This is a genomic window from Mycobacterium sp. ST-F2, assembly GCF_001905655.1.
GTDB lineage: Bacteria > Actinomycetota > Actinomycetes > Mycobacteriales > Mycobacteriaceae > Mycobacterium.
Genome location: NZ_JMHT01000006.1, coordinates 146,354 through 170,770, shown reverse-complemented (window position 1 = coordinate 170,770; position 24,417 = coordinate 146,354). Strand labels below are relative to the sequence as shown.

Here is a 24,417-nt window from a genome sequence, read left to right as displayed (position 1 = left end):
GGGCCACGGGACTCTAAAACACGCTGGACTCATTCACAGGGAACACGCCATCGACCTCGACACGCACGATGGACCATCGCCTCCAGATTATAGAGTCGCGAAGCGGCATCTGGTCGACTTTCGATGAAGTACGCTGGCAATTCTTGGCGAGCTGCGGGGAGCGACAATGCCTCTTACTATCCGGAAGATCTTGGAACAGGTCCAAAATGGAACAATTCGAGTTCCAGCATTTCAGAGGGGCTTCGTTTGGGATGCCGAACGCGTTGCGTACCTTATGGATTCGATCCATAAGGGCTACCCATTCGGTTCCCTAATACTATGGCGGACGAAAGAAAAGCTCATCCATGAGCGGCAGCGCGGCCCGTTTGTACTTCCAGACATCGAGCCCGAGTATCCGATCGACTACGTCCTCGATGGTCAGCAGAGGCTGACATCCATATTCGGCGTATTTCAAACAGAGCTAAACCCGGTGGAGGACGCGTCTTGGACGGATATCTACTTCGACATGGCTGCGGAGTCTGACCTCCAAGAAAGCCAATTCTTGTGCCTACCACGTGAAGAAGTGGACATTGAGCGCCACTTCCCTATAAGAACACTATTCGATGTAACAGCGTATCGACAGGCAACCGAGCACTTAAACTCGGACGAAGCGAAGCTGATCGATAGCGTTCAGGCCATCTTTAAAGAAGCTGCAATACCTACGCAAGAAGTAGCTACTGAAGACCGGGCTAAGGTCGCGATCGTATTCGAGCGTGTAAACCGGCTTGGAGTGGAACTGGATACATTCCAACTACTATCTGCATGGACATGGAGCGATAATTTCGATTTGCAGGAGCGAATTCGAAACCTTACGGAAGATGTCGCACCCTATGGTTTCGGGGATATCGCGGAGGACACCAACCTGATCTTGAGGTGCTGCGCAGCAATCGTCGCAGACGACGCGTCACCTGCGACATTGATGGGCCTTAAAGGGACGGAGGTCAGGTCAAGGTTCGACGAGATCGAAAACGGAGTGCGCGGGGCGATTGACTTCTTGCGCGCAAACTTGAGCGTAAAAACACTTGCAAACCTGCCGTATGCGTCTCTCCTGGTGCCGTTAGCCGTCTATTTCGCCGCGCCGGAAACTTCTAGTGTGAAAATGACCGATTCTCAGCGCGGAACCATCGAACGTTGGTTTTGGAGAGCGTGTTTCTCCAGGAGATTCAGTGCTGGTGTCCTACGGAATCTCAAACGAGACATTCACGAAATGAAAGCGTTGAAAAGGGGCGAGTCTTCTGCTCTAGACTCCTTTGTGGCGTCGTTGGATCAAGAATATTTCATCGAGCAGTCCTTCACTATAGGGACGGTTCACACGAAGGCATTAATTTTGATGCTAGCGCACAAGGGTCCGCGCTCGTTTATTTCAGGTCAGATCGTCGATCTCGGCCCCGTTTTACAGGCGTACAACCGTGAAGAGTTCCATCATCTAATGCCTCGTAGCTTTCTAAAGAAGCTCGGCAAGACCACGACAGACATAAACCGACTCGCAAATTTTGCGATTATATCGTCGATTGACAACAAGGTACTGAGCGGTGATGCGCCAAGCGAATACCGGAAACGTATGCCAGTCGCGGCGGTCGACGAAATAATTGCAGCCGCCATCTGCCCGAATTCCCTATTTGATGACGATTACGAAGCCTTCACCCGAGCACGTGCAAAAGCGCTCCTCGAATATGCGCGGGAGCTGATGGGCTTGACCAAATCTGTCACGAGTTAGTTAGGCATGCCTGAGTGGGGTCAGCCACTCGAGGACCTGAGCGGGGAAGGGAAGACGATAGGCAGTTCGTTGTCGTCTCCTACCTCGTTCTGTGGGCGAATTACAACCACAGCCATGGTGCATGGGGTTGGCGGCGCACTCCCACCGGTGATCAGCATGTCTCGTTGGGCGCCGAAGGCCGTCAGACCTTGGCTAGCGAGTTCATCGAGCCCGCGGCGCAGGTCTCGCTGCGCTTCGCGGATCGACTCGAATCCACTGTCTGTAATCACGTCGTGCAGTTCGCCGTAGTCCTTGAGGTTCGTGAGGAATTTGTCGGCGATGTCGCACGCTTCCGGCGAAGCGTCATCCTCGTCGACAGGGTCAAGGAGATAGAACGAAGAGCCGATGACGGCGTGCCAGGCGTCCTTGCCTGTGCGTAGGCGCGGTAGGACCATTCCGAGGCCGGGGTGTTTGAGGCGTACGCCCACGGGCGTGCTCGCCGATTCATCGGGCATGACATGTAGCCGATCGTGGACCCACTGCTCATGTTCGGACCTAATCGTGCGCAGCTTCTCAACGGTGTACGTGTGTGGCTGCTCATCGACGATCCGATGATCGATGCGGCACAAGAGAATTCGGTTGTAGTAGCCGTCGAAGTCCATCCCGGGAACAGAGGCAGAGCCGCGCGGACCGTTGCGGGATGCACTGATGATGTGGGCTTCTTCGCCGACGAGGGCATCGCGGTCATCGGGGTGTTCGGCCTGGTGGACCAGCCCTTTACGGCAAATGCTGCAGGTCCCCGCTGCTTTCCCCCACAGCTTCTTGCGGTCATGGTCAGTCATCGCCATGGGCTCTGTCTCCCGTCGTTCCGGTGATCGCGTTTTGGCGCAGTGCCCGATATACCGTCGAGCGTCCGACGAGCAGGGTGTCGGCAATCTCCGTGACCGCGACACCAGCGGCCGCCATCTCTCGCGCGTGCACCAGCCGGCTGCCGCGCAGCGCCCGGGGTCGGCCGCCAACGCGGCCCCGTGCCCGGGCGGCCGCAAGTCCAGCGATCGTGCGCTCGTGGTTGAGACTGCGCTCGAATTCGGCCAGCGCCGCAAAAACATGCAACACCAACCTGCCGGTCGCGCTGGTCGTATCAATTTGCTCTGCCAGCGACCGCAGCCCCACCCCGCGGTTCGTCAAATCCTCAACGAGATTCAGAAGATGTGGCAGCGACCGGCCTAATCGATCCAGTCGGCTCACCATTACGGTGTCGCCTTCTTGTACAACAGCGAGCAGCTCATCGAGCGCCGGTCGTCGTGCGCGCGCGCCGGATGCCACTTCGGCCCATACCTGCTCGCACCCGGCCGCCGTGAGAGCGTCGAGTTGGCCGGCACAACTCTGCTCGGGGGTGGACACGCGCGCGTAACCCAGTAAGCGCATGCCTTTGGTTTACCACGGGGCACCGACAGTTCTGGCACACGTTTTCGGGGCAGCAAACCGGCAGGTCGGCGTGTCGCGATTGAGATGTCCCAAAAATGGTCGTTATTGGCGTGGGTCCCGGCCGCCCACGGTCGGCGACAGTTGCGACCTACTTGAGGTCGCAACGTCTGTTGTGGATCCGAGTATCGAAGCACGGTCCTCGGAGACTCTTCGTCGCCGCGGGCTATGCACGGATATGTATGCCGCAGTTGATGAGTCGGTGTTTGGGCACTGCAAAGTCCAGTGCCCGCGTGCCTAGGCGGCCGGCCGTCCAATCGACCGAAGCATCCGCAGAAACGCCGACACCTCGCCCGAGAGCCAGGCGTCATAGTCACGCGAGCGGCGTTGGCGCGCTTGGTGAAGACGTGCTCGCCGAACATCAAGGACTGCTGCGCGACCATGCTCAGCACCGAACGTCAACTCAACAATGCGGGTCGCGGCCTGTGCGGCGTCGGTCGAGAGTTCTTCACCCTTGTAGTAGGGAACGACGAGTCGGCTGCCGCCGCGCTGCCGCCAAATGAAGGCCGGTGACACGTTCACTTGCAGTTGCTGCTCGCGCCACTTCTCGGTTGTGGCGAACACGGACAGGGCCTTGCGCTGGCGCCACTGCTCCCAGCCCGCGGCAACTGCCCGGTAGCTGTCCCGCCTATTGTCGCCGGCGTGGCTTGCTGCGGCTTCGTTCAGGCGGCGGACGTCATCGCCGCGAATGATCCCTTCGCGCAGCGCTTCTCGGACGTCTCGGTAGAAGTCGGGGCCCCGCGTGTAATCCTCGGCGTACATCTCTGCGATGGACCGCACCACGGTGATTCGCTGGCTGGCCTTCGCGGTAACGAAGTCCATGAAGCTGACGAGGCTGATCCTGGTCTCGAGTGGATTTGACAATGGATTCAGCCCTTCGGCGGGAAGGGGTCGTTGCCGGGGGCTACGGTGCTGGAATCGCGGATCTTGCCGTCGCGTCCGTGGATGCGGACTTCGCCTCCGCCGCTGTTGCGCACGATCTGCGTGGCGCGCCGGGTTGCTTCCTTCTGCGTCTCCGCGTGGGCACTCGAGCGGGTCGCCCCGGGCTTTTTCACGTCCCAGCCGCCGCCTTTGCTTGGAACCACGTGTCGGGCGTTCGGCCCCTGCCTGGTTGTCACTTTGTCGTCTCCTGTCTTCGCAAGTTGCGTAAGGTCCATCCGCACGCAAAAGCGAAGCCCAGGGTCGGATATCGGTGGGTTACCGACACCCCCAGCCGGCGCTGGTGTTACCGTCGAGGCCTGCCTGCCAGAGCAGCCAAGAGGTTCCAGACCGTGGGCTTCGGCTCCAACCCAGGTTCCTGGTCTGGAGCTTCTTGGATCATAGGACGCGCACCGGACACGACACGGCATCGCGAATCAACAACATTTCGGCGACGGTGTGGATACTCGGATCGAGACCGCCGCGCTTCTGTGGACAACTTCGTAAACACACAGTTCAGCGGGCTAGACGCCAGAATTACACAAGTGTAATTCTTTGTGGATAACTGCAGTGGGAAGCGGTCGTGTCTCGGCGTGTCGTGTCGCCGGGACGGCATCGAGATTTCTGTTCCGCGAGTTATCGATGAGGGCATCGCGGCTTGGCGCCGTACTCGAGATCCGATCCACCGGTATGCCTGGCCGCGGCGCACGGCTCATCGGCGACTCTCGGTCCGGCGGGCGTAGTCGTCACGCGCTGCGCGACGTCCGACGCTGGACGGCTCGGTGTTGAACTCCGTGGCCAGCTGGGCGTAGTCGACATCCAGAACGTGCTCCTTGAGGGCTTCGGCTCCCGCTTGCAGCAGCGCGCGCAACGCCGCCGCTTCCGACTTGATGTCGCCGGAGGCGTCGTGTTCGTTGGCCCAACGGCTTAGCACCTCGACGGCAGGTGAAACCTTGTCCAGGTAGGGACCAATCTGGGCCTCGTCTGAGTCGCTAAGGATCAGGCTCACACGCTTACTCATGATGAGAATTCTCGGCGCATAACCCAGCGCATATTGCGCGCTTTCTGGCCATGAGCGGTTGTGCGGAGGGTACGAATCGGCCTTGCGCACCGAGCCGAAGTCCACTCGAACGGCGATGCCTCGCAGGGGTTGTTCGATAGTCCCCGTGCGCGGCTATCGGTGGCTGCTCAAAGCGGGGTGATTGGGTGGATAACCTGTGAGCGCGAGGAGGTTCTATGGGTAAACAGCCGCATCAGCGCAAGCCGGATCTGGCTTCAATACCGCTGCGTGGGCTATTCGGCAATTTCGACGAGTCGGCCTTCAAGTTGCACTGCGCTGTAGTCAACGAACAGCAAATTCAGCCGATCGACGTTTTGGCCAACGATTGGGATGAGTGGGTCGGATGGAGTCGATGGCGCGGTGCTGTCGACCATTTCAAGCGTGACTTCATTTTCACAATGGCGCGAGAGCGCAAAGCCGCCGATCGATGGCTATTCGGCGGAGTGTTCGAGGTGGTGGGGCGCCAACCCATTTCGAACGCGCGCTCCTATGAACTGGAGCTGCGCGAGGACATCTTGGGCGAGTACATCAAACGCCTCGTGATTCAGTTCCGTCCCCCTGGGCGCAATACGCGGTTGAACCTGGAAGCACATATGGACCAGATGACTGTGGCATCAGTGCTGGAGCAGCCATACGAAGGTGAGGAGTTTCCGGGGGTCGACAGCATCGACCACTCGTTGCGGGAATTGCAGCGAATTGTGCGGCACAACCGCCCCGATTGGCGGAGCGCGCTGGAGGCGATGAAGGGCGTGTATGTGATCCACGACCAGCAGACCGGCGCCCCGTACGTCGGGGCCGCATACGGCGACACGGGGATCTGGCAGCGTCTCTGCACCTATGCGACAACGTTGCACGGCGGGAACGTTGAACTAAAAGCGCTCGTCGCGGAGAAGGGCGAACAGTACGCCCTCGAAAACCTGCGGTTCGCACTCCTTGAATTTCTGCCGTTGCGCACCGATGACCAACGAGTGATTGACCGAGAGGTGTATTGGAAGCAGGTCCTCATGTCGAGAACCTTTGGAAACAACCGAAACTAGCGGACCTTTGCTAGGGAGGATTCGCAGAAGGGATGGACTATGCCCCACGACAAGCACGGCGCCTTTGTCGAGATGAAGGACGCGTACGACGCGTGGGAGCCGTTCGCCATTGGGCTCCTTCGTGACACTGCCAGTCATTACAACAGTTTCGTCACCTACAAGCAGCTTGCTGAGTTTGTCCAGGACCAGACCGGCATCACCCACAAGGCGCTGATAACGAACTGGATTGGTGAGCTCCTCGGCCGTGTCATCAGGCACTGCGTCCTTAATGACCTCCCACAGCTCAGCTCACTATGTGTGACGGCGGAGGGAACCGTAGGAAACGGCTATCGCGCCGTGCTTGCAGCCGATCATCAGAAGAATGCCGGCGACCGCGGCCCGACGGAAACACTCGAGCAACTCGATGATCACGCTGCGAGGACGCGACTCGACTGCTACCGCTACTTCGGCGCAGACCTTCCACCCGACGGCGGCGAACCTACACTAACTCCGCAAGCCAAGGCATCGCGGGACTACAAGCGAGCGCAGGCCAAACGTGAAGCACCGCCAAAGCTCTGCCCTGTCCACCACACCCAGCTACCTGCAACCGGCGTGTGCGACTACTGCCCATAGTGCCAAATAACATGCCGTTGACCCGGTGCCCTCACGGACGGTCGGGGCAGGTCCGATCAGAGCCCCCTGACATGTTGGGCGGTGTTAGCCAGCGAGAATCCGAACCGCTGAACAGCAGACGCTCACGTGGGACAGTGCGTTCGACCCCAATGCAAGGCATCAGAATCCATCCGAGCAGCTCCCGAGTCCGAGCTTCACACAAGGAACGCGACCGATGACCAAACTGAGCAGTTCTGCAATCGAACGGGCCCACGTCCTCGCAGCGGTGGCAGATTATGACCGACGCGGACGGGGCGATTTCCTGCGGCATTACCGCTTCGGCGAGGCACGGTCGATATTTTTGCTGCACGACGGACGCCACTACGAGGCGAAGGCCATTGTCGGTGTTGCCAATGGCTACGCAACCGGCACCTTCATTACCGGCGGCGATCCGGACTACAAGGCAGGGCAGGCCCGCAACGTACTTCGGCGCCTCGGATTGACAGTCACCGATGAACTACCGTCGGCTCCGGCCAAGCCAGATCAGCGTGTATATGTGCGTTCAATCGCTCTGGAACAGAGCATTTCAGAGGTGTATACGGTGCAGTCGCCATTGGAGCCAGAGGGCGTGCGCCAACGAAACGAGGCGCTCCTTGTCGATGCATACGCGGCCCATCTCCGATCCCAAGGCCATACGGTCTATCGCCAGACAATCTCTGTCGAGGGTGAAGTACTGGTCACTGACCTCTTCGATGAGACGACAGGCGAGCTAACCGAAGCTAAGTCCTCGGCCGATCGTGGTGCGATACGGCTCGCTTTGGGGCAGATTTTGGACTATGCACGATATGTGCGTCCGGAGCTATTGACTGTACTTGTGCCGCACCGACCCTCTGCTGACCTATGTGCGCTACTGAAAGCGAATGAAGTAACTGCAATTTGGCCCGAGGATGACGGCTTCGTCCGAGATTGATTGCGGGACAATGAAAGGGTCTGCAATTGGGCCTTCGAGCAGCACCGCGCTGGGCGGCCAGACCGCGGGTGCGCGTGGGGTCGAGGATTCCCGCCGCGGATACGAAAGAACGCCGAACGGCGGTTCGTCATTCACCACAACCCGACGATGAACGCACTCGTCCTACGCGAGCGCGTAGCCGGCACCTAGCGATTCTTGCCTGGCCGACGGCATCGACCTGTGGAAATGTGAAGGCCCGCGATCGGAGGTCCACAGTGAAATGGGCAGCGAGGTCATTGTGCGTGGCGGCGACGGGCGTGGTGCTGGCTGCGTCGGGGTGCAGCCTGGAAGGCGCGCGCGGCAACTATGGCACCGGCCCGGACGCGATCATCACCGTCAACGGTGGTGAACCACAGAACGGTCTGGTGCCGACCAACACCAACGAGAACATGGGCGGTCGCGTCGTCGATTCGTTGTTCACGGGGCTCTACAGCTACACCGCCGACGGCACGCCGGTGTTGGCGAACGCGGAGTCTGTGGACACCACCGACAACCAGAACTACACGGTTCACCTCAAACGGGACTGGACCTTCACCGACGGCACCCCGGTGCGAGCCGAAAACTACGTCCGCGCATGGAATTTCGGTGCGGCCACCGTCAACGGGCAGCTGCAGCAGAGCTTCTTCTCGCCGATCGAGGGATACGAGGCCGTCGCCGCCGAGGGTTCGCCGCTGACCGAGATGTCGGGCTTGAAGGTGGTGGACGACTACACGTTCACGGTGCGCCTCACGAGCCCCAACATCGATTTCAAGCTGGGGCTCGGATTCACGCCGTTCAAGCCATTGCCCGATGTGTTCTTCACCGAGGGTGCGGCCAAGTTCGGCGAGCATCCCGTCGGGAACGGCCCGTACATGCTGAAGGGCCCGGACGCCTGGCTGCACAACGTCAAGCTCGACGTGGTGCGCAACCCGAACTACCAGGGTCCGGACAAGCCGAAGAACGGTGGCCTGAGCTTCATCTTCTACAGCAGCTTCGACACCGCGTACACCGACCTCGAGTCCGGCAACCTCGACGTGCTCGACACGGTGCCGGTGAGTGCGTTGGGCACGTACAAGAAAGTGCTCGGGCGCCGGGCGCTGACCAAACCGACCGCCCAGAACCTGCAGATCGGAATCCCCTATTACCTGCCCCATTTCAGCGGCGAGGAGGGTCGCCTACGACGCGCGGCGATCTCGATGGCGATCAACCGGCCCGAGATCATCAAGGTGATCTTCCGCGGCGCCCGTGGCGAGGCGCAGGACTTCACCGCCCGGTCGCTACCGGGCTGGGACCCGAACATCCCGGGTAACGATGTGCTGAAGTTCGACCCGGTCAAAGCCAAGCAACTGTGGGCGCAGGCTGACGCGATGGCGCCCTGGTCGGGATCGTTCGAGGTCGCGTACAACTCCGACGGCGATCACCAGGTGTGGGTTGACGCGTTGTCGAATCAGTTGAAGAACGCGCTCGGCATCGACGCGCACGGCGCTCCGCAGCCGACGTTCAAGCAGGTCCGGGACGAAATCACCAAGCGGACCATTCGCACCGCATTCCGCAGCGGATGGCAGGGCGACTACCCGTCGATGATCGAGTTCCTGCAGCCCCAGTTCGTGACCGGCGCGGGCTCCAACGATCCGGTCTACAGTTCACCGGCGTTCGACGCGAAGCTCATCGAGGCCGAACGGGCGCTCGACCCGAACCAGTCGTACGCGCTGGTCAATCAGGCCCAGGCGATCCTGATGCACGACCTCCCGGTGATACCCCTCTGGGACTACATCGCGGCCGGCGGCGTCGGACCGGGCGTGACGGCCCAGCTGACCTGGAACGGTCTGGCCGATTTCACCCAGATCACCAAGGGCGACGTCGCCGAGAACACCAAGGGATAGCCGATGCTGAGATACGGATTGAGCCGGCTCGGACAGGTGGTGATCGTGTTCTTCGGCGCCACCTTCCTGATCTACGCGCTCGTCTTCCTGCTGCCCGCCGACCCGATCTCCGCGCTGGGCGGCGGCAAGCCCATGTCACCCGCGCTGATCGCGACACTGCGTGCGCAGTATCACCTGGACCAACCGTTCTACCTGCAGTACTGGCACTACATCAGCGGAGTGTTCCGGTTGGACTTCGGCACCTCCTTCTCGGGCCAGCCGGTGTTCGACGTGATGAAACGCGCCTTCCCCGTCACGGTCGACCTCGCGCTCATCGCGCTGGCTGTCGAGGCGGTGTTCGGCGTGACGTTCGGCGTGCTGGCGGGCTTGAACAAGGGAAAGTGGTTCGACACCACGATCCTGATCGTGACGCTTCTCATCGTCGCCGTCCCGATCTTCGTGATCGGCTTCGCGGCTCAGTACCTGTTCGGTGTGCGCTGGCAGATCGTCCCCGTCACCGTCGGCGGCCACCTGGACCTCTATCACCTGCTGCTGCCGGGATTCGTGCTCGGCGCGGTGTCGTTCGCCTACGTGGTCCGGCTGACCCGCTCGTCCATCGCGGAGAACCTCTCGGCGGACTACGTGCGGACCGCGACGGCGAAGGGGCTGTCCCGCCCGCGGGTGATCCTGGTGCACGTGCTCCGCAACTCGCTGATCCCGGTGGTGACGTTCCTCGGCGCCGACCTCGGTGTGCTGATGGGCGGCGCGATCGTCACCGAGGGAATCTTCAACATCCCGGGAGTGGGCGGCACCATCTATCAGGCGGTGATCCGGGGCGAGTCGTCGACCGTCGTGTCCTTCGTGACTGTGCTGGTGCTCATCTACCTGGCGTCCAACGTGGTGGTCGACTTGCTCTACGCCGCCCTCGACCCGAGGATCCGCTATGCCTGAGGGCCGGACTCAACCCACTCTGTACCCCGGCCAGGAGCGCTTCGTCGCGGGCCCCGACGAGGTCAGCGTCGGCGCCATCGACGCGGTCGCCGCCGACGTGCAGCCCGCCGGCTTCTGGAAGTCGGCGTGGCTGGAGCTGCGCACCAAACCGGAGTTCATCGTGTCGATGCTGCTGCTCGCGATGATCGTGGTCGTCGTGCTCTTCCCGGGACTGTTCACCAGTCAGGACCCGCATTACGGCTCGCTCGAGCAGTCGCTGCTCCCGCCCAGCTCGGAGCACTGGTTCGGGACCGACCGGCAGGGCTACGACATCTACACCCGAACGATCTACGGCGCCCGTGCTTCCGTGGCGGTGGGCGTGCTGACCACGATCGTCGTGGTCCTGATCGGCGGCCTGCTCGGCACCGTAGCCGGCTTCTTCGGTGGCTGGATCGACTCGGTGATCGCGCGGCTGTCGGACATCTTCTTCGGCATCCCGCTGATCCTCGCGGCGGTGGTCACGATGCAGATGATCAGTTCTCGCACCGTATTCACCGTGGTGATCGTGCTCGCGATCTTCAGCTGGCCGCAGATCGCGCGCATCGCCCGAGCGGCCGCGATCGCGGTCCGCAACGAGGAGTTCATCACGGCGTCACGCTCGCTGGGAGCGTCCCGGGTTCGCACCCTGTTCACCCACGTCATACCCAACGCACTGGGCCCGGTGATCGTCGTCGGCACCATCTCGCTGGGCATCTTCATCGTCACCGAGGCGACCCTGTCGTATCTCGGCATCGGGCTACCGTCCACGGCCGTGTCGTGGGGCATCGACATCGCGGCCGGGCAGCAATTGCTCCGCGAGGGCACGCCGATCCTGTTCTATCCCGCGGCGGCGCTGGCGATCACCGTCCTCACCTTCATGATGCTCGGTGACGTGCTGCGCGACGCGCTGGATCCGAAAGCGAGGACCCGCTGATGGCTCAGACACCGAACGACGGCGCCGCGCCGCTGCTCGACATCCGCGACCTGCAGGTCGAGTTCCGGGCGCAGGGCAGGTCGGTGCCCGCGGTGCGGGGCGCGAGCCTCACCGTTTACCCGGGGCAGACCGTGGCCATCGTCGGGGAGTCCGGGTCGGGCAAATCGACCACGGCCGCCGCGGTACTCGGCCTGTTGCCGGGGACCGGCAAGGTGACCGGCGGTCAGATCCTGTTCGACGGCCAGGACCTGGCCACCGCGTCCCGCCGCGACTTCGAGAAAATCCGGGGCAGCGGCGTCGGCCTGGTCCCGCAGGACCCCAACACCAACCTGAATCCGGTGTGGCGCGTCGGATTTCAGATCCGCGAAACCCTGCAGGCCAATGGCGCGGCAAAGCGGGGTGACGCACGCAAACGCGCGATCGCGCTGCTCAGCGAGGCAGGCATGCGCGACCCCGACAAGCGGGTCAATCAGTTCCCGCACGAGTACTCGGGCGGCATGCGCCAGCGGGCGCTGATCGCGATCGGACTCGCCTGCCGGCCGAAGCTGCTGATCGCCGACGAGCCGACCTCGGCCCTGGACGTGACCGTGCAGCGGCAGATCCTGGACCACCTCGAGGATTTGACCACCGAGCTCGGCACCGCGGTCCTGCTCATCACGCACGATCTCGGGCTGGCCGCGGAACGCGCCAGCCACCTTGTCGTCATGTACAAGGGGCGGGTGGTCGAGTCGGGACCGGCCCTGCAGATCCTGCAGGACCCGCACCACGAGTACACCAAGCGGCTGGTCCGCGCGGCGCCCTCGTTGGCTTCCCGGCGTACCAACGGCGAGCTTGTCGGCGACCAGGCGCTGCAGCCCAAGGTCGGCACCACCCAGCACGCGCCGTCCGGCCCCCAGGACGTCCTGGTTGCCGCGAACCTGGTCAAGGAATTCCCGATCCGCGGTGCCGTCCCGTTCCGCGGCGGGTCCACCTTCCGTGCCGTCAACGATGTCAGTTTCACCCTGCGGCGCGGGACGACCACCGCGGTGGTCGGTGAGTCCGGCTCGGGAAAGTCGACGGTGGCGCGCATGGTGCTCGGTCTCCTGGAAGCTTCCTCGGGCACAGTGCATTTCGACGGGAAGGACGTCACGTCGCTACGCGGCGCCGACGCGAAGGAGTTCCGCCGCCGGGTGCAGCCGGTGTTCCAGAACCCCTACGGGTCACTGGATCCGATGTACTCCATCTACCGGGCCATCGCCGAGCCGCTGAACATCCATGGCATCGGAGACAAGTCCGCCCGCACCGCGCGAGTGAAGGAGCTGCTGGACCTGGTCGCGCTGCCGCAGTCGGTCATGCAGCGCTTCCCCAACGAGCTGTCCGGTGGTCAGCGGCAGCGCGTCGCGATCGCCCGCGCGCTCGCGCTCAACCCTGAGGTGGTGGTGTGCGACGAGGCAGTGTCAGCGCTGGACGTCCTGGTGCAGGCGCAGATCCTGACGCTACTGCGCGATCTGCAGAACGAGCTCGGCCTGAGTTACCTGTTCATCACCCACGACCTGGCGGTGGTGAAGGAGATCGCCCACAACGTGATCGTGATGTCCCGCGGCGAGGTGGTGGATTCCGGGCCCACCGAGCAGGTGTACGAGAACCCGACGTCCGACTACACCCGAATGTTGATCGACGCGATCCCGGGCGGAACGATCGGGCTCGCCGGCTGATCCGGGTGGACAAGCCAACGGGTCTGACGGGAATCACAGGTGGATAGGATCGCCGCATGAAAGGTTCGGTCACCGTCCACATGAACGCCCCGGCGGACCGGGTCTGGAACCTGATCGCCGATATCCGCAACACCCCGAAGTACTCGCCGGAGGTGTTCGAATCTGAATGGCTGGACGGCGCGACCGGACCCGCATTGGGAGCGCGGTTCCGCGGCCACGTCAAGCGCAACGAGATCGGGCCGATCTACTGGACGACGTGCCGCGTCACGGCCTGCGAGCCCGGTCGCGAATTCGGCTTCGCGGTGCTTGCCGGCGACAAGGCGGTAAACAATTGGCACTACGCCCTGGCGCCGGCCGGTGACGGCACGGATGTCACCGAGTCGTTCTGGATGACGCCCGGCCTGCTCGACACCGTGTTCGGCATCTTCGGTGGCCAGCTGCGCACCCGGCGCAACATCCGGGACATGACCACGACGCTCAACCGGATCAAGGCCGAGGTCGAGACTGTCTGAGGTCGGTGTCACCACCATCGGTTGCGGTGAACCACTGCGTCCGCGAACAACGCCACTCCAGCGACCAGGAACAAGAGGCGCACTCCGATCGGACCGTATCGGGTGAGACTTCGCACCAACCAGCGCTGCGCCTGGTCGGCCCGTTTACTTCCGCTGGTGGACAGGCCGAGGAGCACCATGCACGGCAGCATGGTGAGGACCGAGTACACGATCACTATTACTGGCCAGGTCGGCGGACGAGGGTTCAGAGCCGAGATCATCGCCAGGCCTGCCAAGTAGGGAACAGCGGTAGGAGCCTGGCCGAGACCGATTGCGGCGCCGAGGAATCCGAGGAGCCACGGGCGCTGGCGCATCGCAGCCAGGGCCCACCCCGGCGCAGTGGTTTGGGCGACCATCGGGAAGAACGCCAGCACGATCAGAACCAGTCCCAGCACGATCTCGCCCCAGTACCTCACCGTAGGCGTCAGCTGGAAATTGGTCAGTTCTGTTAGTAAGCCCAGGCCCAGGACGGCACACAAGCCGAAAACCGTTGTCACCGCCAGGACTCCGGCAATGAAACACACGCCACCCGGTATCGCAGACTGACGGTTCAATCGACTGCCGTAGATCACCGCCGAGACGACACCGATGTTCAGGACATTGAGCGAGTCGAGGAACGCCAAACCCGCCAATGTCAGCAGGAGTGCTGTCATGCTCCGCAGCCAAACCGCATTGAATCTCCAGCCCCCACCGGGCCAGTATGGCGGAGCCGCCGGCGCTGCCCATGGCAAGCGGGTGGCAGCGGTCGTCATGACCAGCGGGCCGGATGCTCTAGGCGCCGAATCTTTGATTTGTGCGAGGAACCTGGCCGATCAGGCCGGCGATCCTTCCTTGATCACGGTGCCCATGCCCACACTCGGTGCACGAGCTGGGGAAGGGGATCGGCATGAGGGCACAGATGGTCCACGAAATCCCGGCACCTGCGTGGGTCGCACCCGAACCCGGTGTCGATTGGCGGACCGTCGTGGAGGCGGCGGCGACGTCCTGGCGCCGGCCGTCGGTGCTCCGGTGGGCCGCCGATGTCGATGAACGCGGGACGCACCACCGCAGCGAGCGATACGACATCTCTGAGCAGTCTGTACCGGACCTGCCCAAGTACGTGCTGACCGGCTACGGGCTGGATTTCATGAGTGGCAGTGTCGACTTTCTGAAGTCGGTGGCCGACGAACACTACGAGCGGATGACACGTCGCCGGCGGTGGAGCGGCCTGAATCCGTACGCCGCGAAAGGCGACCATTGCGAGCCCCCGTTGTGGATGGGCGGATCCAGCATTGCAAGCTGACACCGCGCCCAATAAGTGACCGCATGGTAATATCGGCGACGTCCCGGTGAGATCACCGTGTGGGAGGAAGCCATGTCCGTTCGCAACGCCATCCTGGATCTCGTCCAGCGCCGCACGCTGCTGCCCGAGCGGCTCGACACCGCGCTGGCAGGGCCGGGGCGAGATGTCGGTGACCTGACCGTCGTGGTGACGGGCGCATCGGCCGGTATCGGGCGTCAGGCCGTCACCCAGCTCAGGGCCCGCGGAGCCACTGTCATCGCTGTCGCGCGCCGCGAGGACGAACTGCGAACCCAGGCCGACGAGACCGGATGCTATTGGCGCACTTGTGATCTGGCCGACCAGAACGCCACCGCCCGGATGCTCGAGGACCTCACCGGCGAGCGGGTGGACGTGCTCGTGAACAACGCCGGCCACTCGATCCGGCGCAGCATCGTCGACGCCACCGACCGGCTGCACGACTACCAGCGCACCATGTCGCTGAACTACCTGGCCGCCGTGCAGCTGAGTCTCGGATTGCTGCCGGGCATGATCGAGCGCGGCCGCGGTCAGGTGGTCAACGTCTGCACCTGGGGGCTGCACGCCAACACCTTTCCGCGGTTCTCGGCGTACGCGGCGTCGAAGAGCGCGCTGGCGATCTTCGGCCGCAGTCTCAACGCCGAGCGGCCGCATCCCGGAATCTGCGCCACCAACGTGTACTTCCCGCTGGTGCGCACCGAAATGATCGCGCCCACAGTCGAATACGCAGGTGCCGCCGCATTGTCGGCGCAAGAGGCGGGACGCTGGATCGTCCGGGCCGTGACGCACCAGCCGGTCGAGGTCAGCCCCGCCGTGCTGCGCGCGGTGCTGCCGACCATCGACCTGATCTCCCCCACCGCGGCCGACCGCGCTCTCGCGGCCCTCACGTGACCCCAGGCAAGGACCCCATGAAGAAGCACATGATCTCCCGCGCGCTGTCGCGCGTCGTCATCGACGGCGTGCTGCCACTGGTCGACAGTCGGTTGCCTGCGTCTCGCCGGCCGTTCGACGCCCCGGAGATTCTCCGGCCCCACGATGTCTCCCGATCCTGGGGCGTAACGCATTTCGGGGTATTCGTTCCGGATCTCCCGGACCCGTACCGCTACCTGAACACCATGACACTGCTGGGTGCGTCGGGTGCGGAACTGTTCGACCTCGACCACCTGGTGGCCCCCGACGCGCGCGATACGTCGACGGTGTTCTCGTCGACGGCGCACGCGGACCAGCGCTTCTACCGGGCCTACGACATGCACACCGACTGCTGGTTCACCAGTGACGCTCGTCGGCTGCGCTGGGCCGACGACCTGGCCATCAATGTGGCGCTGCCCCACGTCGTCGTCCGCGGCCGCTACCCCGAGTTCGATGTCGACCTGAAACTCGATGTCACAGACCAGGTTTCGTATTTCGTGAAGTCGCCCATCTACGACCACCTGAGCCTGCTGGCGCCCTACACCGGCACCGTCGACGGCGTCGAGGTCGGCGGTCTGGGCACCTTCGAGTACGCGAGAATCCGCACGCACCAGGCACTTACGCGCCGTCCGGTGCCGGCCCGGCTCAAGCTGCCGCTGGACTTCTTCACCTACCAGATCATCAACCTCGACGCGCGCACCCAGGTGCTGCTGACCGACGTCCGGGCCCGCGGCCGGACCGCCTGCAAGTTGGCCCACGTGCGCGTCCTCGGCGGAGAAACAGAGGTCTACTCGGACGTCCACTTCGCGGTCACCGAGTACGGCGAACCCTTGGTCGACGACCGCGGCAACACCATGCGCCGGCCCCGGAGGTTCAAGTGGTCGGTGCGTGATGGCAGCCGTGAGGTGCTGGCCCTGGTCGGCACCGTCGACTCGCCGTGGCGCCACGGACACGGACCGGGATATGTCGCCGCGTACTCCTATACCGGTACCTGGGGTACCGGACCGGTCTCGGGCAGTGCGTATCTGGAGTGGATCGACGTCCAGCCGGACTGAATCGGCCCGTTCGTCCCGGGTAGCGGTCAAGAATGTGTCATGAACGTCAGCCGGCTCTAGGCTATCCCGATGACCACGCGGCCCGTCAGCGGCAGAACCGGCACCAAAGGGGTGCCGCGCGGTGAGCGTGAGCAGCTGATCATCGAGGCCGCGATCGCCGAATTCAGCCGAGTCACCTACGCGGGTGCGTCCCTGGCCGCCATCGCCGCCCAGGCGGACGTCTCCAAGACGCTGATCATCAGCTACTTCGGATCCAAGGAGGCGGTCTACGCCGCATGCGTCGCCAAGATCGGAAACCAGATCGAGGCGGCGGTCGGCGACGCGCTCAAGTCGCCTGATCACCTGACGGGGGCGGGTGCCGCCGCAGGTGAGCCGGTGCTGGCGGCCATCTTCTCGACCTTCGAAGGGCATCCGGGCGACTGGCATGTGCTGTTCGACCGGTCGGTCCCCCACGGCCCGGCACGTGACGCCGCGCGAGAGCAGCGGACGATCCTGCGCCAGCAGGCGTTCGCGGGGGTGTCACGCTCCCTCGGAGGGGTCGGGCTGACGGATCCCGTGGATCTCGTCGCCGCCACCGGCGTGTGGGAGCACATGGTGTCGGCGCTGATGTTGTTCTGGCGTAATCACCCCGAGGAGTCCGCGGCGGCGATGGTCGCCCGTGCCCACCGGGTCCTGGCGGCCATGGCCGGGCAGACGCTGGACAGCGCGCGGGGCTAGTTCAGGATCCGTCCTGCGATGCCCGCTGCCAACAACCGGCGGGGCGGCTCGGTCCCGTCGAGCAGGCGCGTGACGCGTTTGACGATCAGCCAACCGTGCGGCGATTCCGCGGTGCGGCGCAGGTGGAAGTAGCTGACACCGGCCCGGATGGCTTCGTAAGTCGTTGTGCGCCTGAGCAACAGCGTCGACTCACACACCGCGACGGCCTCGTTGCCGTCGATCGTGACGACGGCAGGGCTCAGGAAATGGGTGCACCCGGTGGTGATGAACTCCTGGTGGCCGGGTGAGCGCACCATGGCCGCGACGTCGGCGGGTCCCGTCATGAGCCAGTTCTCGACGTCGTACACCCCGTTCGGTGCCCACATCGCGGCGACGGCGTCGGCTTCGCCGGCGTCGACGAGTGGCCCGTAGGACGCGATCATCCGCTCGACGGCGCGTTCGTCCTCGATGCGGCGCAGCCGGGCCTCGAGCTCTGCGAGCCGTTGTTCGGTCACCGTTGATCCGTGAGGAGGTTCGTCAGATCGGCCAGCGCGCCGAGCTGTTCGCAGCAGTGCGCCGCGGATCGGGAGGCGATGACGCACGTCGCGGCCGTCGCACCGGCGTCGTCGAGCACGCCGAGTTCGTCGAGCGTCTGTTGTGGCGAGCCCATCGGATCCAGCGGCCGCGTGGTGAGCACGATGTCGAAGAACTCGGGAAGTTCCACCGCGGCAAGCATTGTCGAGATCTCGGCTACCGAGAGGCCGAAGGGCATCCAGCCGTCCCCGAGTTCGACGGCGCGGCGAAGCGAACGGCGGGTCCGGCCGCCCACCCAGATCGGTACCCGGTGTTGCAGCGCGCAGGGAGCCATGACGAGCGAGTCGTACTTGTAGTAATTGCCTTGGTGCACTGGGCGATTGGTGGACAGGGCGTCTCGCACGGCGCTCATCGCCTCGTCGGCCCGGGCCCCGCGGTCATCCCAGGCGGCGCCCAGCAGATCGAACTCTTCGCGCAGCGATCCGACGCCCACGCCCAGGATCAGCCGGCCACCGCTGACCTGGTCGAGGGTGCCGTAGCGCTTGGCGATCTCCAGCGGATGGTGGTAGCCCAGCACAAGAACCGAGGTGGCCAACCGAATCCGTGACGTGCGTCCGGCGATGAAAGCCAACGTGGCCAACGGATCCCAATACGTCGATCCCCGGATGGCTGCGACGTCTGATGGCACGACGACATGCTCGGAGCAGGTCAGGTAGTCGATGCCGAGCAGGTCTGCGACGGCGGCGATCTCACCGATCTCGGCTGCGCCGGCGCTCGCTTCCCACGTCGACGCCGTGGCGGGAACTTGGATCACCACGGGTGTCTGCAGGCCTATCCGCATGCGTACGCCCTTCCATTCAGGCGTCTGGATCGGATACCCTCGGACGCAGAAAACTAAAATGAATTTTAGATATGGAGCGAGAACTTGTCTAGCGAGGACATGCTGCAGGTGCAGCAGTACGGGCCGTGGGCGGTCATCGCGGGTGGCTCGGAAGGCGTCGGCGCCGAGTTCGCGGCCCAGCTCGCGCAGGCCGGCCTCAACCTGGTGCTGATCGCACGCAAGCCCGGGCCGCTGCACGCCACCGCGGCCCGCTGTCGCGACCTCGGGGCGCCGAGGTACGCGAACTTGCCGTCGACCTCACCACCGAGGATGGCGTCGACGAGATCATCAGTGCCACAGACGATCTGGAGGTAGGCCTGGTCATCTACAACGCCGGCGCCAACACCCACAGCGCGGAGTTCCTCGACGGCGACCTCGCCGCCTTCCAGCGCGTCATCGACCTGAACGTCACAACCCCACTGCGGCTGGTTCACCACTTCGGTGCCCCGATGCGCGAGCGTCGCCGGGGTGGGCTGGTGCTGGTCGGCTCGCTCTCGGGGCACCTCGGCTCGGCTCGGCACACCGTCTACGGCGGAGTGAAGGCCTTCAGCCGGATCTACGCCGAAGGCCTCTGGCTGGAGTTGCGCGAACACAACGTGCACGTGCTCGAACTGGTCCTCGGCCTCACCCGGACGCCGGCGATGGAGCGGGTCGGCCTCAACTTCGACATCCCCGGGATGCCGGCGTCCGATCCGGCCGACGTCGCGCGCGAAGGGCTGGCAAACCTCGCCAACGGTCCCGTCCACATCATCTCGACGCACGCCGGCAGCCCGGCCGTCCATGCCACCGACAACCGCGGCCAGGTGCTGCTGGCATCCCACGCGATGATCCAGAAGATGTTGCAGGGCACCCCTTCTGGGCCACCGGAGTAACCATGCCCCGTGCACCACTCGACCGGGAACCGGCCATTCCGCGGACCCCCGCGCAGATCGATCGTTGCGAGCGGATACTCGCCACCGCGGCGCGGCTCGGGGCGCGGCACGGACTGGAGGAAGTCCGCATGCAGGACGTGGCGGACCAGTCCGCGGTGTCGATCACCACCGTCTACCGCTACTACCCCACCAAGCACCATCTGTTCGCGGCGTTGTTGTTTCACTACACCCAGACGGCCGCACCGCCGGGCCCGACGACGGGCCATCCCGTCGCCGACGTCACCGAACTGATGACCGGCATCATCCGGAACATGTTGGCTCGCCCCCGACTTGCCCGCGCGATGATCACGTCGGTCAACGCCCGGCGCGCCGAATCGACGGTCAGCGGCGACTACAACCTGCGGAGCAACATCCTCACCGTTGCCGGGATCGCCGCGCCCACCGCCGATCAGACGCAGATCGCGCTCCTGCTCGAGCAGTGCGCGTACGGCATCTTGTCCTGGGCCATCACCGGAGAGACGACGCCCGAACAGGCCGAGCGCGACATGCGCCGGGCCTGCGAACTGCTCCTGGCGCCCTGGCGCCGGCGCACCCGAACCACCTGAAACGAGATCGCATGACCACCGAGATCACCCTGAGCACCGGCGACCAGGCGCACGCCATCGAGGCCATCAAACGTACCTTCGCCCGCCGGCTGCGGTGCATGGACACCAAGCAGTGGGAGGTCTATCCGACCTTGCACACCGACGACGTCGTCTCTGAGACCTGGGATGGGTTGCCCGACAACAACAACTGGACGCCCAAGCCCGGATCCACGAACCGCGTGGTCGGCAAGGAGCCGCTGACGCGGGCCATCCGGTCACTGCTCGACGGCGGCACCACCGTCACGACCGTCCACCACGGCCACACCCCCGAGATCGAGTTGACCAGTGACACCACAGCCACCGGCATCTGGGCCATGGAGGACAAGTTGTGGTGGACCAACGGAGACGTCGAGGAACACCTGCACGGCTACGGCCATTATCACGAGCAGTACCGTCTCGAAAACGGCGAGTGGCTGATCAGCTACCGCAAGCTGACCCGGCTTCGGGTCGACACCACACCGCACTTCTTCGCGTTCCTCAAGCGGTAGGGGCGCACGCTCACTTCAGTTGACTGGCCGCGTACTCCTCGGGCCTGTTCGTCTTCATCCAGGCGCGCAGGGGCCAGAACAACACCCACAGCACTCCGTACCCGGCGTAGTAGACGGCTCCGCACAGCGGCGCCGCGATCAGCCAGCCCGGATAGATCAGCAGCAGACAGAACTGCAGAAACTGTTTGACGCCAACGGGATAGCCGTCGGCCATCGAGAAGAAGACCTTCGGGTGCATCGAGTTCAACAGGCCGCGCCCGGCCGAGGTCTTCTGCTCCTCGGGTACCTCGCCGGCGGCGGCGGTCGGGTCGGGTTGGGTCATGGTGCTCCTTGATGAGGGATATCAGAGGGTCAGGCAGGGCTTGGCGCCGTCGTACACACCGCGGTGGTAGGCGTCGATGCGTTCGGTCCCCTGGCCGTGGTGTTCGACGTCGCCGCCGTCGGTGCGGTAGAGCAGCAGGGCGGCGACGGCCTTGTCCAAGTCGCCCGGTGAGAGGCTGTATCTGCTGTTGGGGCGGTTGTGCAGCAGGATGCTGGCAGCCCAGGAACCCGCCAGGCAGTCTGCGCGCAGCGAGGTCTGTTTCGAGTCCTGAGGCTGACCCATTCGCATCAGCGCCGCCAGCCCGTACTGCGTTGCGATGAGCGTCGCGACCGAGAAATCGCCGCCGCTGTCATAGATCTCGGGCATGGTCTTCACGTTGTCGAACGCGACGTAGTCGCCGTCCACGCAGTAGTACAGCACCTGGCCCTTCATCGACTTGCCGCCGCAGTCGGGTGCCTTTTCGGGATCGATCTTGCGCGGCGCCTTCAGCGGTGTCCAGTCGTATTTGCCGTCGGTCAGCTCGGGGATCAGCTGCGTGAAGTAGTCCTCGAGATCCTCTGGGACACCGTCGATTATCGCGTCATACGGGGCCTCGCCCCCCGAGGCCTGGTCGGCGGCGTCGTTGAAAGGCAATTCGACCACGACCGGGTCGCCGTTGCGATAGTCCGCACAGGCCTTCGGGCCCTTGCTGAACCCGGTGCGGAACGAGCTCACCCGGTCGAACCCACTGCCGTGCGCACTCAGATCGTGCTTGGCGGTGCCCGGTTCATCGCGCAGGAACAGGAAACCGGCGAGGGCGTAGTCCATATCGCCGCCGCTGACGTTGTAGATGTCTTTTGCGTGGGCGGCCCACGCCCCGGCGAAGCAGTCGGCCTGGATTTCTTTGGTCACGGTCTCGCCCTGGAAGTTGGCCCGCGCCTGGATGGCGTGGCCCCACTCGTGGGCCAAGACGACCGGAATGACGAAGTCACCGAATTTCTTTTGCAAGTCGGGTAGCAGCCCCGTCGCGTCCCAGGCCACATCGTCGCCCTTGGAGCAGTAGAACGCATTGCCGGCGACCTCCTCCGGCGAGTCCGCGCAGGGCGGCACCGGGCCCTTCTTCGGGTCCACGCCGTAGAAGCCGCCCTTGACCGGCGTGTAGTCCTTCTTGTAAAGCTTGGGAAACTCGCTCGTCCAGTAACTTTCGATGTTGCCGATGGCTTGGGCCACGATCTTGTTCACGGGATCCGAGGCGTCGCCGTGGATCTCGGCAGGCGGTGCCATCGGCTTCGTCGACGACGACGGCTCCGCTGCGGGCTTCAGGTGCTTGTCGCCGCAGCCGGCGACAGCCAAGGTGCAGACCGCCAATAGCGCGGAGGCCCGCCGGAGGGCCCGGTGAATTCGCATCGCTTACGACTTGGGCTTGTCGTCGACCTTGAACCCGTAGTTCACGTCGGAGCCGTCGACCTTGTTGACGGTGACCGTGACGCCGTACGTCTGGCCGCTGTCCTTGAGTTCACACCGAAGGGTCGCGCCGGGTGTGCCTTTCAAGTTCTCCGGGCAGGTCAACGATTCGGGCTTGGTCCCGAACTGCTGGCCCAGCTCCTCGCTGATCTGGTTGGCGACCTGGTCCTTGTCGATGGTCTGGACCATGTCGAACTTGACCTGTTCGCCTTCGATGCTGGTGACCGTGACGTTGACGGTGCTGGTCCGGTCGCCGACCTTCATGGTGCAGTTGATCTCGGCGCCCTTCTGGCCGGCAAGGTTCTCGGGGCAGGTCACCGAATCGGCTTTCTTGCCGTCCGTCCCGGTCATCTTGGTCATGATCTGGCTCTCGACGTCCTTCTTGCTCACGGACGGCGTCCCGCTGGAGCAGGCGGCGGCGCCGAACACGGCAACCGTGATCGCGGATGCCAGAACGAGCCTCTGACACGTCGTGTTGGTCATGTCGCCAACCCCTTCCAAGTTCGGGCGCCAACCACCGGCGCCGCACTGATCAAGCCGGACGGCAAAAGTTAGCGCCGCGGAGTTGGAATCCGGTTGGAATTCCGCCCAGGTCAGGTTGGCGAGCGGCGGTATTCCAACCACCGACGGCACCGGGTTCAACGAAATTCCAATCCACCGTCAATACGGTGACGCCGAGGACGTGACCGACGTCCGCCGCCTACCCCTGAGGAGTCACGATGCAGATGTCGCATCGGCCTGTCATCGCCGTCGCCACCGCGGTCTGCCTGAGCTTGACGCTCGGCGCGTGCGGAGGCAGCGACAAGGGCAAGAGCACGAGCAGCTCGAGCTCTACCTCGTCGAGTTCGAGCAGCAGCTCGAGCGCTACGTCGTCGGCCAAGGCGGCGCCCAAGCTCAAGCCGCGCAAGGCCGACGAGTCCGGCGGCAAGAACCAGACCATCGCCGACTACATCAAGGAAGAGAAGATCCAGGAGACGTCGATCCACCCGGGGGATCCAGGTTCGCCCAACGTGGACATCGACCGCCCGGCCGGCTGGGACAGTGCCGGCGATGACACCCCGGACTACGCGTACGGCGCACTCGTCTACACCGGGGAGGGCGCGCAGAACATGAGCTACACGCCGAACATCATCGCGCTGGTGTCGCGCCTCGACGGTCCCGTGGATCCCGACAAACTGCTCAAACTCGCCGGTGGCGAGGTCAAGAACCTCCCCGGTTTCGAGTCCGTCGGTGAAGAAGCGGGCGAGTCGGCCGGCTTCCCCGCGTTCCGGATCGCCGGTACGTACGACATGCAGGGCGGCAAGGCCGCCTTCGGTCAGGAGACGGTGGTCTTCAAGGGGCCCGACGGTCTGTACGTGCTGCAGATCAACGCGACCAGCGACGAGAGCCAGGGCCACGAGCTGTTCCAGGCGCTCGAAGCGGTGGACAAATCGTTGAAGATCACGTTCTGACG

Annotated in this window: 27 protein-coding genes and 1 pseudogene; 17 read left to right on the top strand and 11 right to left on the bottom strand. The window is 64.0% G+C overall.

Features of this window, described 5'->3' with window-relative positions; all coding sequences use genetic code 11:
• Positions 1-190 precede the first annotated feature (190 nt).
• Entirely contained in the window at positions 191-1,756 is a 1,566-nt protein-coding gene (locus EB75_RS03625) for a GmrSD restriction endonuclease domain-containing protein (RefSeq protein ID WP_217267676.1), read from the top strand.
• Positions 1,757-1,776: 20 nt separating this feature from the next.
• On the opposite strand, the gene EB75_RS03620 is transcribed toward EB75_RS03625, so the two are convergent.
• From EB75_RS03620 to EB75_RS03600, 5 genes are all read right to left on the bottom strand, one after another.
• Positions 1,777-2,583 carry a hypothetical protein gene (locus EB75_RS03620; protein WP_073694101.1) on the bottom strand — a complete coding sequence of 269 codons (807 nt, stop codon included), beginning with the start codon at positions 2,581-2,583 and terminating at the stop codon, positions 1,777-1,779.
• On the bottom strand, positions 2,570-3,163 hold the full coding sequence (locus tag EB75_RS03615) for a recombinase family protein (RefSeq protein ID WP_073694100.1): 594 nt from the start codon (positions 3,161-3,163) through the stop codon (positions 2,570-2,572). The genes EB75_RS03620 and EB75_RS03615 overlap by 14 nt, the downstream gene beginning before the upstream one ends.
• 294 nt (positions 3,164-3,457) lie before the next feature.
• The gene (locus EB75_RS03610; protein WP_286150068.1) at positions 3,458-4,042 is read right to left on the bottom strand and encodes a hypothetical protein; all 585 of its coding nucleotides are present in this window, start codon (positions 4,040-4,042) and stop codon (positions 3,458-3,460) included.
• A 47-nt stretch (positions 4,043-4,089) separates the two neighbouring features.
• The gene (locus tag EB75_RS03605) at positions 4,090-4,305 is read right to left on the bottom strand and encodes a DUF2188 domain-containing protein (RefSeq protein ID WP_286150067.1); all 216 of its coding nucleotides are present in this window, start codon (positions 4,303-4,305) and stop codon (positions 4,090-4,092) included.
• Between the two features lie 545 nt (positions 4,306-4,850).
• The gene (locus EB75_RS03600) at positions 4,851-5,159 is read right to left on the bottom strand and encodes a hypothetical protein (protein ID WP_174557614.1); all 309 of its coding nucleotides are present in this window, start codon (positions 5,157-5,159) and stop codon (positions 4,851-4,853) included.
• A 215-nt stretch (positions 5,160-5,374) separates the two neighbouring features.
• Between EB75_RS03600 and EB75_RS03595 the strand changes: the two genes are divergently transcribed.
• From EB75_RS03595 to EB75_RS03565, 8 genes are all read left to right on the top strand, one after another.
• Positions 5,375-6,235, top strand: a complete 861-nt coding sequence (locus tag EB75_RS03595) for a GIY-YIG nuclease family protein (RefSeq protein WP_083611946.1) — start codon at positions 5,375-5,377, stop codon at positions 6,233-6,235.
• A 39-nt stretch (positions 6,236-6,274) separates the two neighbouring features.
• Positions 6,275-6,847 carry a hypothetical protein gene (locus EB75_RS03590; protein WP_083611944.1) on the top strand — a complete coding sequence of 191 codons (573 nt, stop codon included), beginning with the start codon at positions 6,275-6,277 and terminating at the stop codon, positions 6,845-6,847.
• 214 nt (positions 6,848-7,061) lie between these two features.
• Positions 7,062-7,796 carry a ScoMcrA-related endonuclease gene (locus EB75_RS28650; RefSeq protein WP_142239408.1) on the top strand — a complete coding sequence of 245 codons (735 nt, stop codon included), beginning with the start codon at positions 7,062-7,064 and terminating at the stop codon, positions 7,794-7,796.
• 281 nt (positions 7,797-8,077) lie between these two features.
• Positions 8,078-9,697 (top strand): peptide ABC transporter substrate-binding protein, encoded by a 1,620-nt coding sequence (locus EB75_RS03585; RefSeq protein WP_286150066.1) that lies wholly within the window; start codon positions 8,078-8,080, stop codon positions 9,695-9,697.
• A gap of 3 nt (positions 9,698-9,700) precedes the next feature.
• Complete coding sequence (locus tag EB75_RS03580; protein WP_073694097.1) at positions 9,701-10,627, top strand: ABC transporter permease; 927 nt, start codon at positions 9,701-9,703, stop codon at positions 10,625-10,627.
• Positions 10,620-11,579 carry an ABC transporter permease gene (locus EB75_RS03575; protein ID WP_073694096.1) on the top strand — a complete coding sequence of 320 codons (960 nt, stop codon included), beginning with the start codon at positions 10,620-10,622 and terminating at the stop codon, positions 11,577-11,579. Before EB75_RS03580 ends, EB75_RS03575 begins: the two co-directional genes overlap by 8 nt.
• A complete protein-coding gene (locus tag EB75_RS03570; protein ID WP_073694095.1) occupies positions 11,579-13,273 on the top strand; it encodes a dipeptide ABC transporter ATP-binding protein in 1,695 nt (564 codons plus the stop codon). Before EB75_RS03575 ends, EB75_RS03570 begins: the two co-directional genes overlap by 1 nt.
• A gap of 56 nt (positions 13,274-13,329) precedes the next feature.
• Positions 13,330-13,785, top strand: a complete 456-nt coding sequence (locus tag EB75_RS03565; RefSeq protein WP_073694094.1) for an SRPBCC family protein — start codon at positions 13,330-13,332, stop codon at positions 13,783-13,785.
• An 8-nt stretch (positions 13,786-13,793) separates the two neighbouring features.
• Here EB75_RS03565 and EB75_RS03560 read toward each other — a convergent pair whose 3' ends face one another.
• Complete coding sequence (locus EB75_RS03560; RefSeq protein WP_073694093.1) at positions 13,794-14,477, bottom strand: GAP family protein; 684 nt, start codon at positions 14,475-14,477, stop codon at positions 13,794-13,796.
• A gap of 233 nt (positions 14,478-14,710) precedes the next feature.
• Here EB75_RS03560 and EB75_RS03555 point away from each other — a divergent pair, with 233 nt between their 5' ends.
• The 4 genes from EB75_RS03555 (at position 14,711) to EB75_RS03540 (ending at position 17,802) form a co-directional block, all read left to right on the top strand.
• A complete protein-coding gene (locus tag EB75_RS03555) occupies positions 14,711-15,106 on the top strand; it encodes a hypothetical protein (protein ID WP_142239407.1) in 396 nt (131 codons plus the stop codon).
• A 72-nt stretch (positions 15,107-15,178) separates the two neighbouring features.
• On the top strand, positions 15,179-16,012 hold the full coding sequence (locus EB75_RS03550) for an SDR family NAD(P)-dependent oxidoreductase (protein WP_073694121.1): 834 nt from the start codon (positions 15,179-15,181) through the stop codon (positions 16,010-16,012).
• Between the two features lie 17 nt (positions 16,013-16,029).
• Positions 16,030-17,085: a DUF6670 family protein gene (locus EB75_RS03545; protein ID WP_073694120.1), complete on the top strand. Its 1,056-nt coding sequence runs from the start codon at positions 16,030-16,032 to the stop codon at positions 17,083-17,085.
• A gap of 111 nt (positions 17,086-17,196) precedes the next feature.
• Complete coding sequence (locus EB75_RS03540; RefSeq protein WP_073694119.1) at positions 17,197-17,802, top strand: TetR/AcrR family transcriptional regulator; 606 nt, start codon at positions 17,197-17,199, stop codon at positions 17,800-17,802.
• Here the strand turns inward: EB75_RS03540 and EB75_RS03535 are convergent.
• Both EB75_RS03535 and EB75_RS03530 read right to left on the bottom strand, forming a co-directional pair.
• A complete protein-coding gene (locus EB75_RS03535) occupies positions 17,799-18,296 on the bottom strand; it encodes a nuclear transport factor 2 family protein (protein ID WP_073694091.1) in 498 nt (165 codons plus the stop codon). The two genes, EB75_RS03540 and EB75_RS03535, sit on opposite strands and share 4 nt — an antisense overlap.
• A complete protein-coding gene (locus tag EB75_RS03530; RefSeq protein ID WP_073694090.1) occupies positions 18,293-19,156 on the bottom strand; it encodes an LLM class F420-dependent oxidoreductase in 864 nt (287 codons plus the stop codon). The genes EB75_RS03535 and EB75_RS03530 overlap by 4 nt, the downstream gene beginning before the upstream one ends.
• Positions 19,157-19,255: 99 nt before the next feature.
• Between EB75_RS03530 and EB75_RS03525 the strand changes: the two are divergent.
• The 3 genes and pseudogenes from EB75_RS03525 to EB75_RS03515 all read left to right on the top strand — a co-directional run bounded on the left by EB75_RS03525 (position 19,256) and on the right by EB75_RS03515 (position 21,199).
• Positions 19,256-20,067: pseudogene (locus EB75_RS03525) on the top strand (SDR family NAD(P)-dependent oxidoreductase).
• Positions 20,068-20,069: 2 nt separating this feature from the next.
• Positions 20,070-20,672, top strand: a complete 603-nt coding sequence (locus EB75_RS03520) for a TetR/AcrR family transcriptional regulator (RefSeq protein ID WP_073694089.1) — start codon at positions 20,070-20,072, stop codon at positions 20,670-20,672.
• A gap of 11 nt (positions 20,673-20,683) precedes the next feature.
• Positions 20,684-21,199: a nuclear transport factor 2 family protein gene (locus EB75_RS03515; RefSeq protein WP_073694088.1), complete on the top strand. Its 516-nt coding sequence runs from the start codon at positions 20,684-20,686 to the stop codon at positions 21,197-21,199.
• A gap of 10 nt (positions 21,200-21,209) precedes the next feature.
• Here the strand turns inward: EB75_RS03515 and EB75_RS03510 are convergent, their stop codons facing one another.
• Genes EB75_RS03510 through EB75_RS03500 form a run of 3 tightly spaced genes read right to left on the bottom strand, consistent with a single transcriptional unit; the run spans position 21,210 to position 23,447 of the window.
• Positions 21,210-21,521, bottom strand: coding sequence for a hypothetical protein (locus tag EB75_RS03510; RefSeq protein ID WP_073694087.1), 312 nt, complete (start codon positions 21,519-21,521; stop codon positions 21,210-21,212).
• Between the two features lie 21 nt (positions 21,522-21,542).
• Complete coding sequence (locus EB75_RS03505) at positions 21,543-22,907, bottom strand: neutral zinc metallopeptidase (protein ID WP_073694086.1); 1,365 nt, start codon at positions 22,905-22,907, stop codon at positions 21,543-21,545.
• A 3-nt stretch (positions 22,908-22,910) separates the two neighbouring features.
• Positions 22,911-23,447, bottom strand: coding sequence for an anti-apoptotic protein (locus tag EB75_RS03500; protein WP_073694118.1), 537 nt, complete (start codon positions 23,445-23,447; stop codon positions 22,911-22,913).
• 236 nt (positions 23,448-23,683) lie between these two features.
• Here EB75_RS03500 and EB75_RS03495 point away from each other — a divergent pair, with 236 nt between their 5' ends.
• Entirely contained in the window at positions 23,684-24,415 is a 732-nt protein-coding gene (locus EB75_RS03495; RefSeq protein ID WP_073694085.1) for an LpqN/LpqT family lipoprotein, read from the top strand.
• Positions 24,416-24,417: the final 2 nt, after the last annotated feature.

Coding starts and splice junctions, on each gene's coding strand:
- EB75_RS03555 (WP_142239407.1), top strand. CDS start 14,711: ATGAGGGCACAGATGGTCCACGAAATCCCGGCACCTGCGTGGGTCGCA.
- EB75_RS03510 (WP_073694087.1), bottom strand. CDS start 21,521: ATGACCCAACCCGACCCGACCGCCGCCGCCGGCGAGGTACCCGAGGAG.
- EB75_RS03615 (WP_073694100.1), bottom strand. CDS start 3,163: ATGCGCTTACTGGGTTACGCGCGCGTGTCCACCCCCGAGCAGAGTTGT.
- EB75_RS03610 (WP_286150068.1), bottom strand. CDS start 4,042: ATGGACTTCGTTACCGCGAAGGCCAGCCAGCGAATCACCGTGGTGCGG.
- EB75_RS03520 (WP_073694089.1), top strand. CDS start 20,070: ATGCCCCGTGCACCACTCGACCGGGAACCGGCCATTCCGCGGACCCCC.
- EB75_RS03495 (WP_073694085.1), top strand. CDS start 23,684: ATGCAGATGTCGCATCGGCCTGTCATCGCCGTCGCCACCGCGGTCTGC.
- EB75_RS03530 (WP_073694090.1), bottom strand. CDS start 19,156: ATGCGGATAGGCCTGCAGACACCCGTGGTGATCCAAGTTCCCGCCACG.
- EB75_RS03580 (WP_073694097.1), top strand. CDS start 9,701: ATGCTGAGATACGGATTGAGCCGGCTCGGACAGGTGGTGATCGTGTTC.
- EB75_RS03500 (WP_073694118.1), bottom strand. CDS start 23,447: ATGACCAACACGACGTGTCAGAGGCTCGTTCTGGCATCCGCGATCACG.
- EB75_RS03565 (WP_073694094.1), top strand. CDS start 13,330: ATGAAAGGTTCGGTCACCGTCCACATGAACGCCCCGGCGGACCGGGTC.
- EB75_RS03560 (WP_073694093.1), bottom strand. CDS start 14,477: ATGACAGCACTCCTGCTGACATTGGCGGGTTTGGCGTTCCTCGACTCG.
- EB75_RS03515 (WP_073694088.1), top strand. CDS start 20,684: ATGACCACCGAGATCACCCTGAGCACCGGCGACCAGGCGCACGCCATC.
- EB75_RS03550 (WP_073694121.1), top strand. CDS start 15,179: ATGTCCGTTCGCAACGCCATCCTGGATCTCGTCCAGCGCCGCACGCTG.
- EB75_RS03545 (WP_073694120.1), top strand. CDS start 16,030: ATGAAGAAGCACATGATCTCCCGCGCGCTGTCGCGCGTCGTCATCGAC.
- EB75_RS03600 (WP_174557614.1), bottom strand. CDS start 5,159: ATGAGTAAGCGTGTGAGCCTGATCCTTAGCGACTCAGACGAGGCCCAG.
- EB75_RS03505 (WP_073694086.1), bottom strand. CDS start 22,907: ATGCGAATTCACCGGGCCCTCCGGCGGGCCTCCGCGCTATTGGCGGTC.
- EB75_RS28650 (WP_142239408.1), top strand. CDS start 7,062: ATGACCAAACTGAGCAGTTCTGCAATCGAACGGGCCCACGTCCTCGCA.
- EB75_RS03590 (WP_083611944.1), top strand. CDS start 6,275: ATGCCCCACGACAAGCACGGCGCCTTTGTCGAGATGAAGGACGCGTAC.
- EB75_RS03575 (WP_073694096.1), top strand. CDS start 10,620: ATGCCTGAGGGCCGGACTCAACCCACTCTGTACCCCGGCCAGGAGCGC.
- EB75_RS03570 (WP_073694095.1), top strand. CDS start 11,579: ATGGCTCAGACACCGAACGACGGCGCCGCGCCGCTGCTCGACATCCGC.
- EB75_RS03595 (WP_083611946.1), top strand. CDS start 5,375: ATGGGTAAACAGCCGCATCAGCGCAAGCCGGATCTGGCTTCAATACCG.
- EB75_RS03620 (WP_073694101.1), bottom strand. CDS start 2,583: ATGGCGATGACTGACCATGACCGCAAGAAGCTGTGGGGGAAAGCAGCG.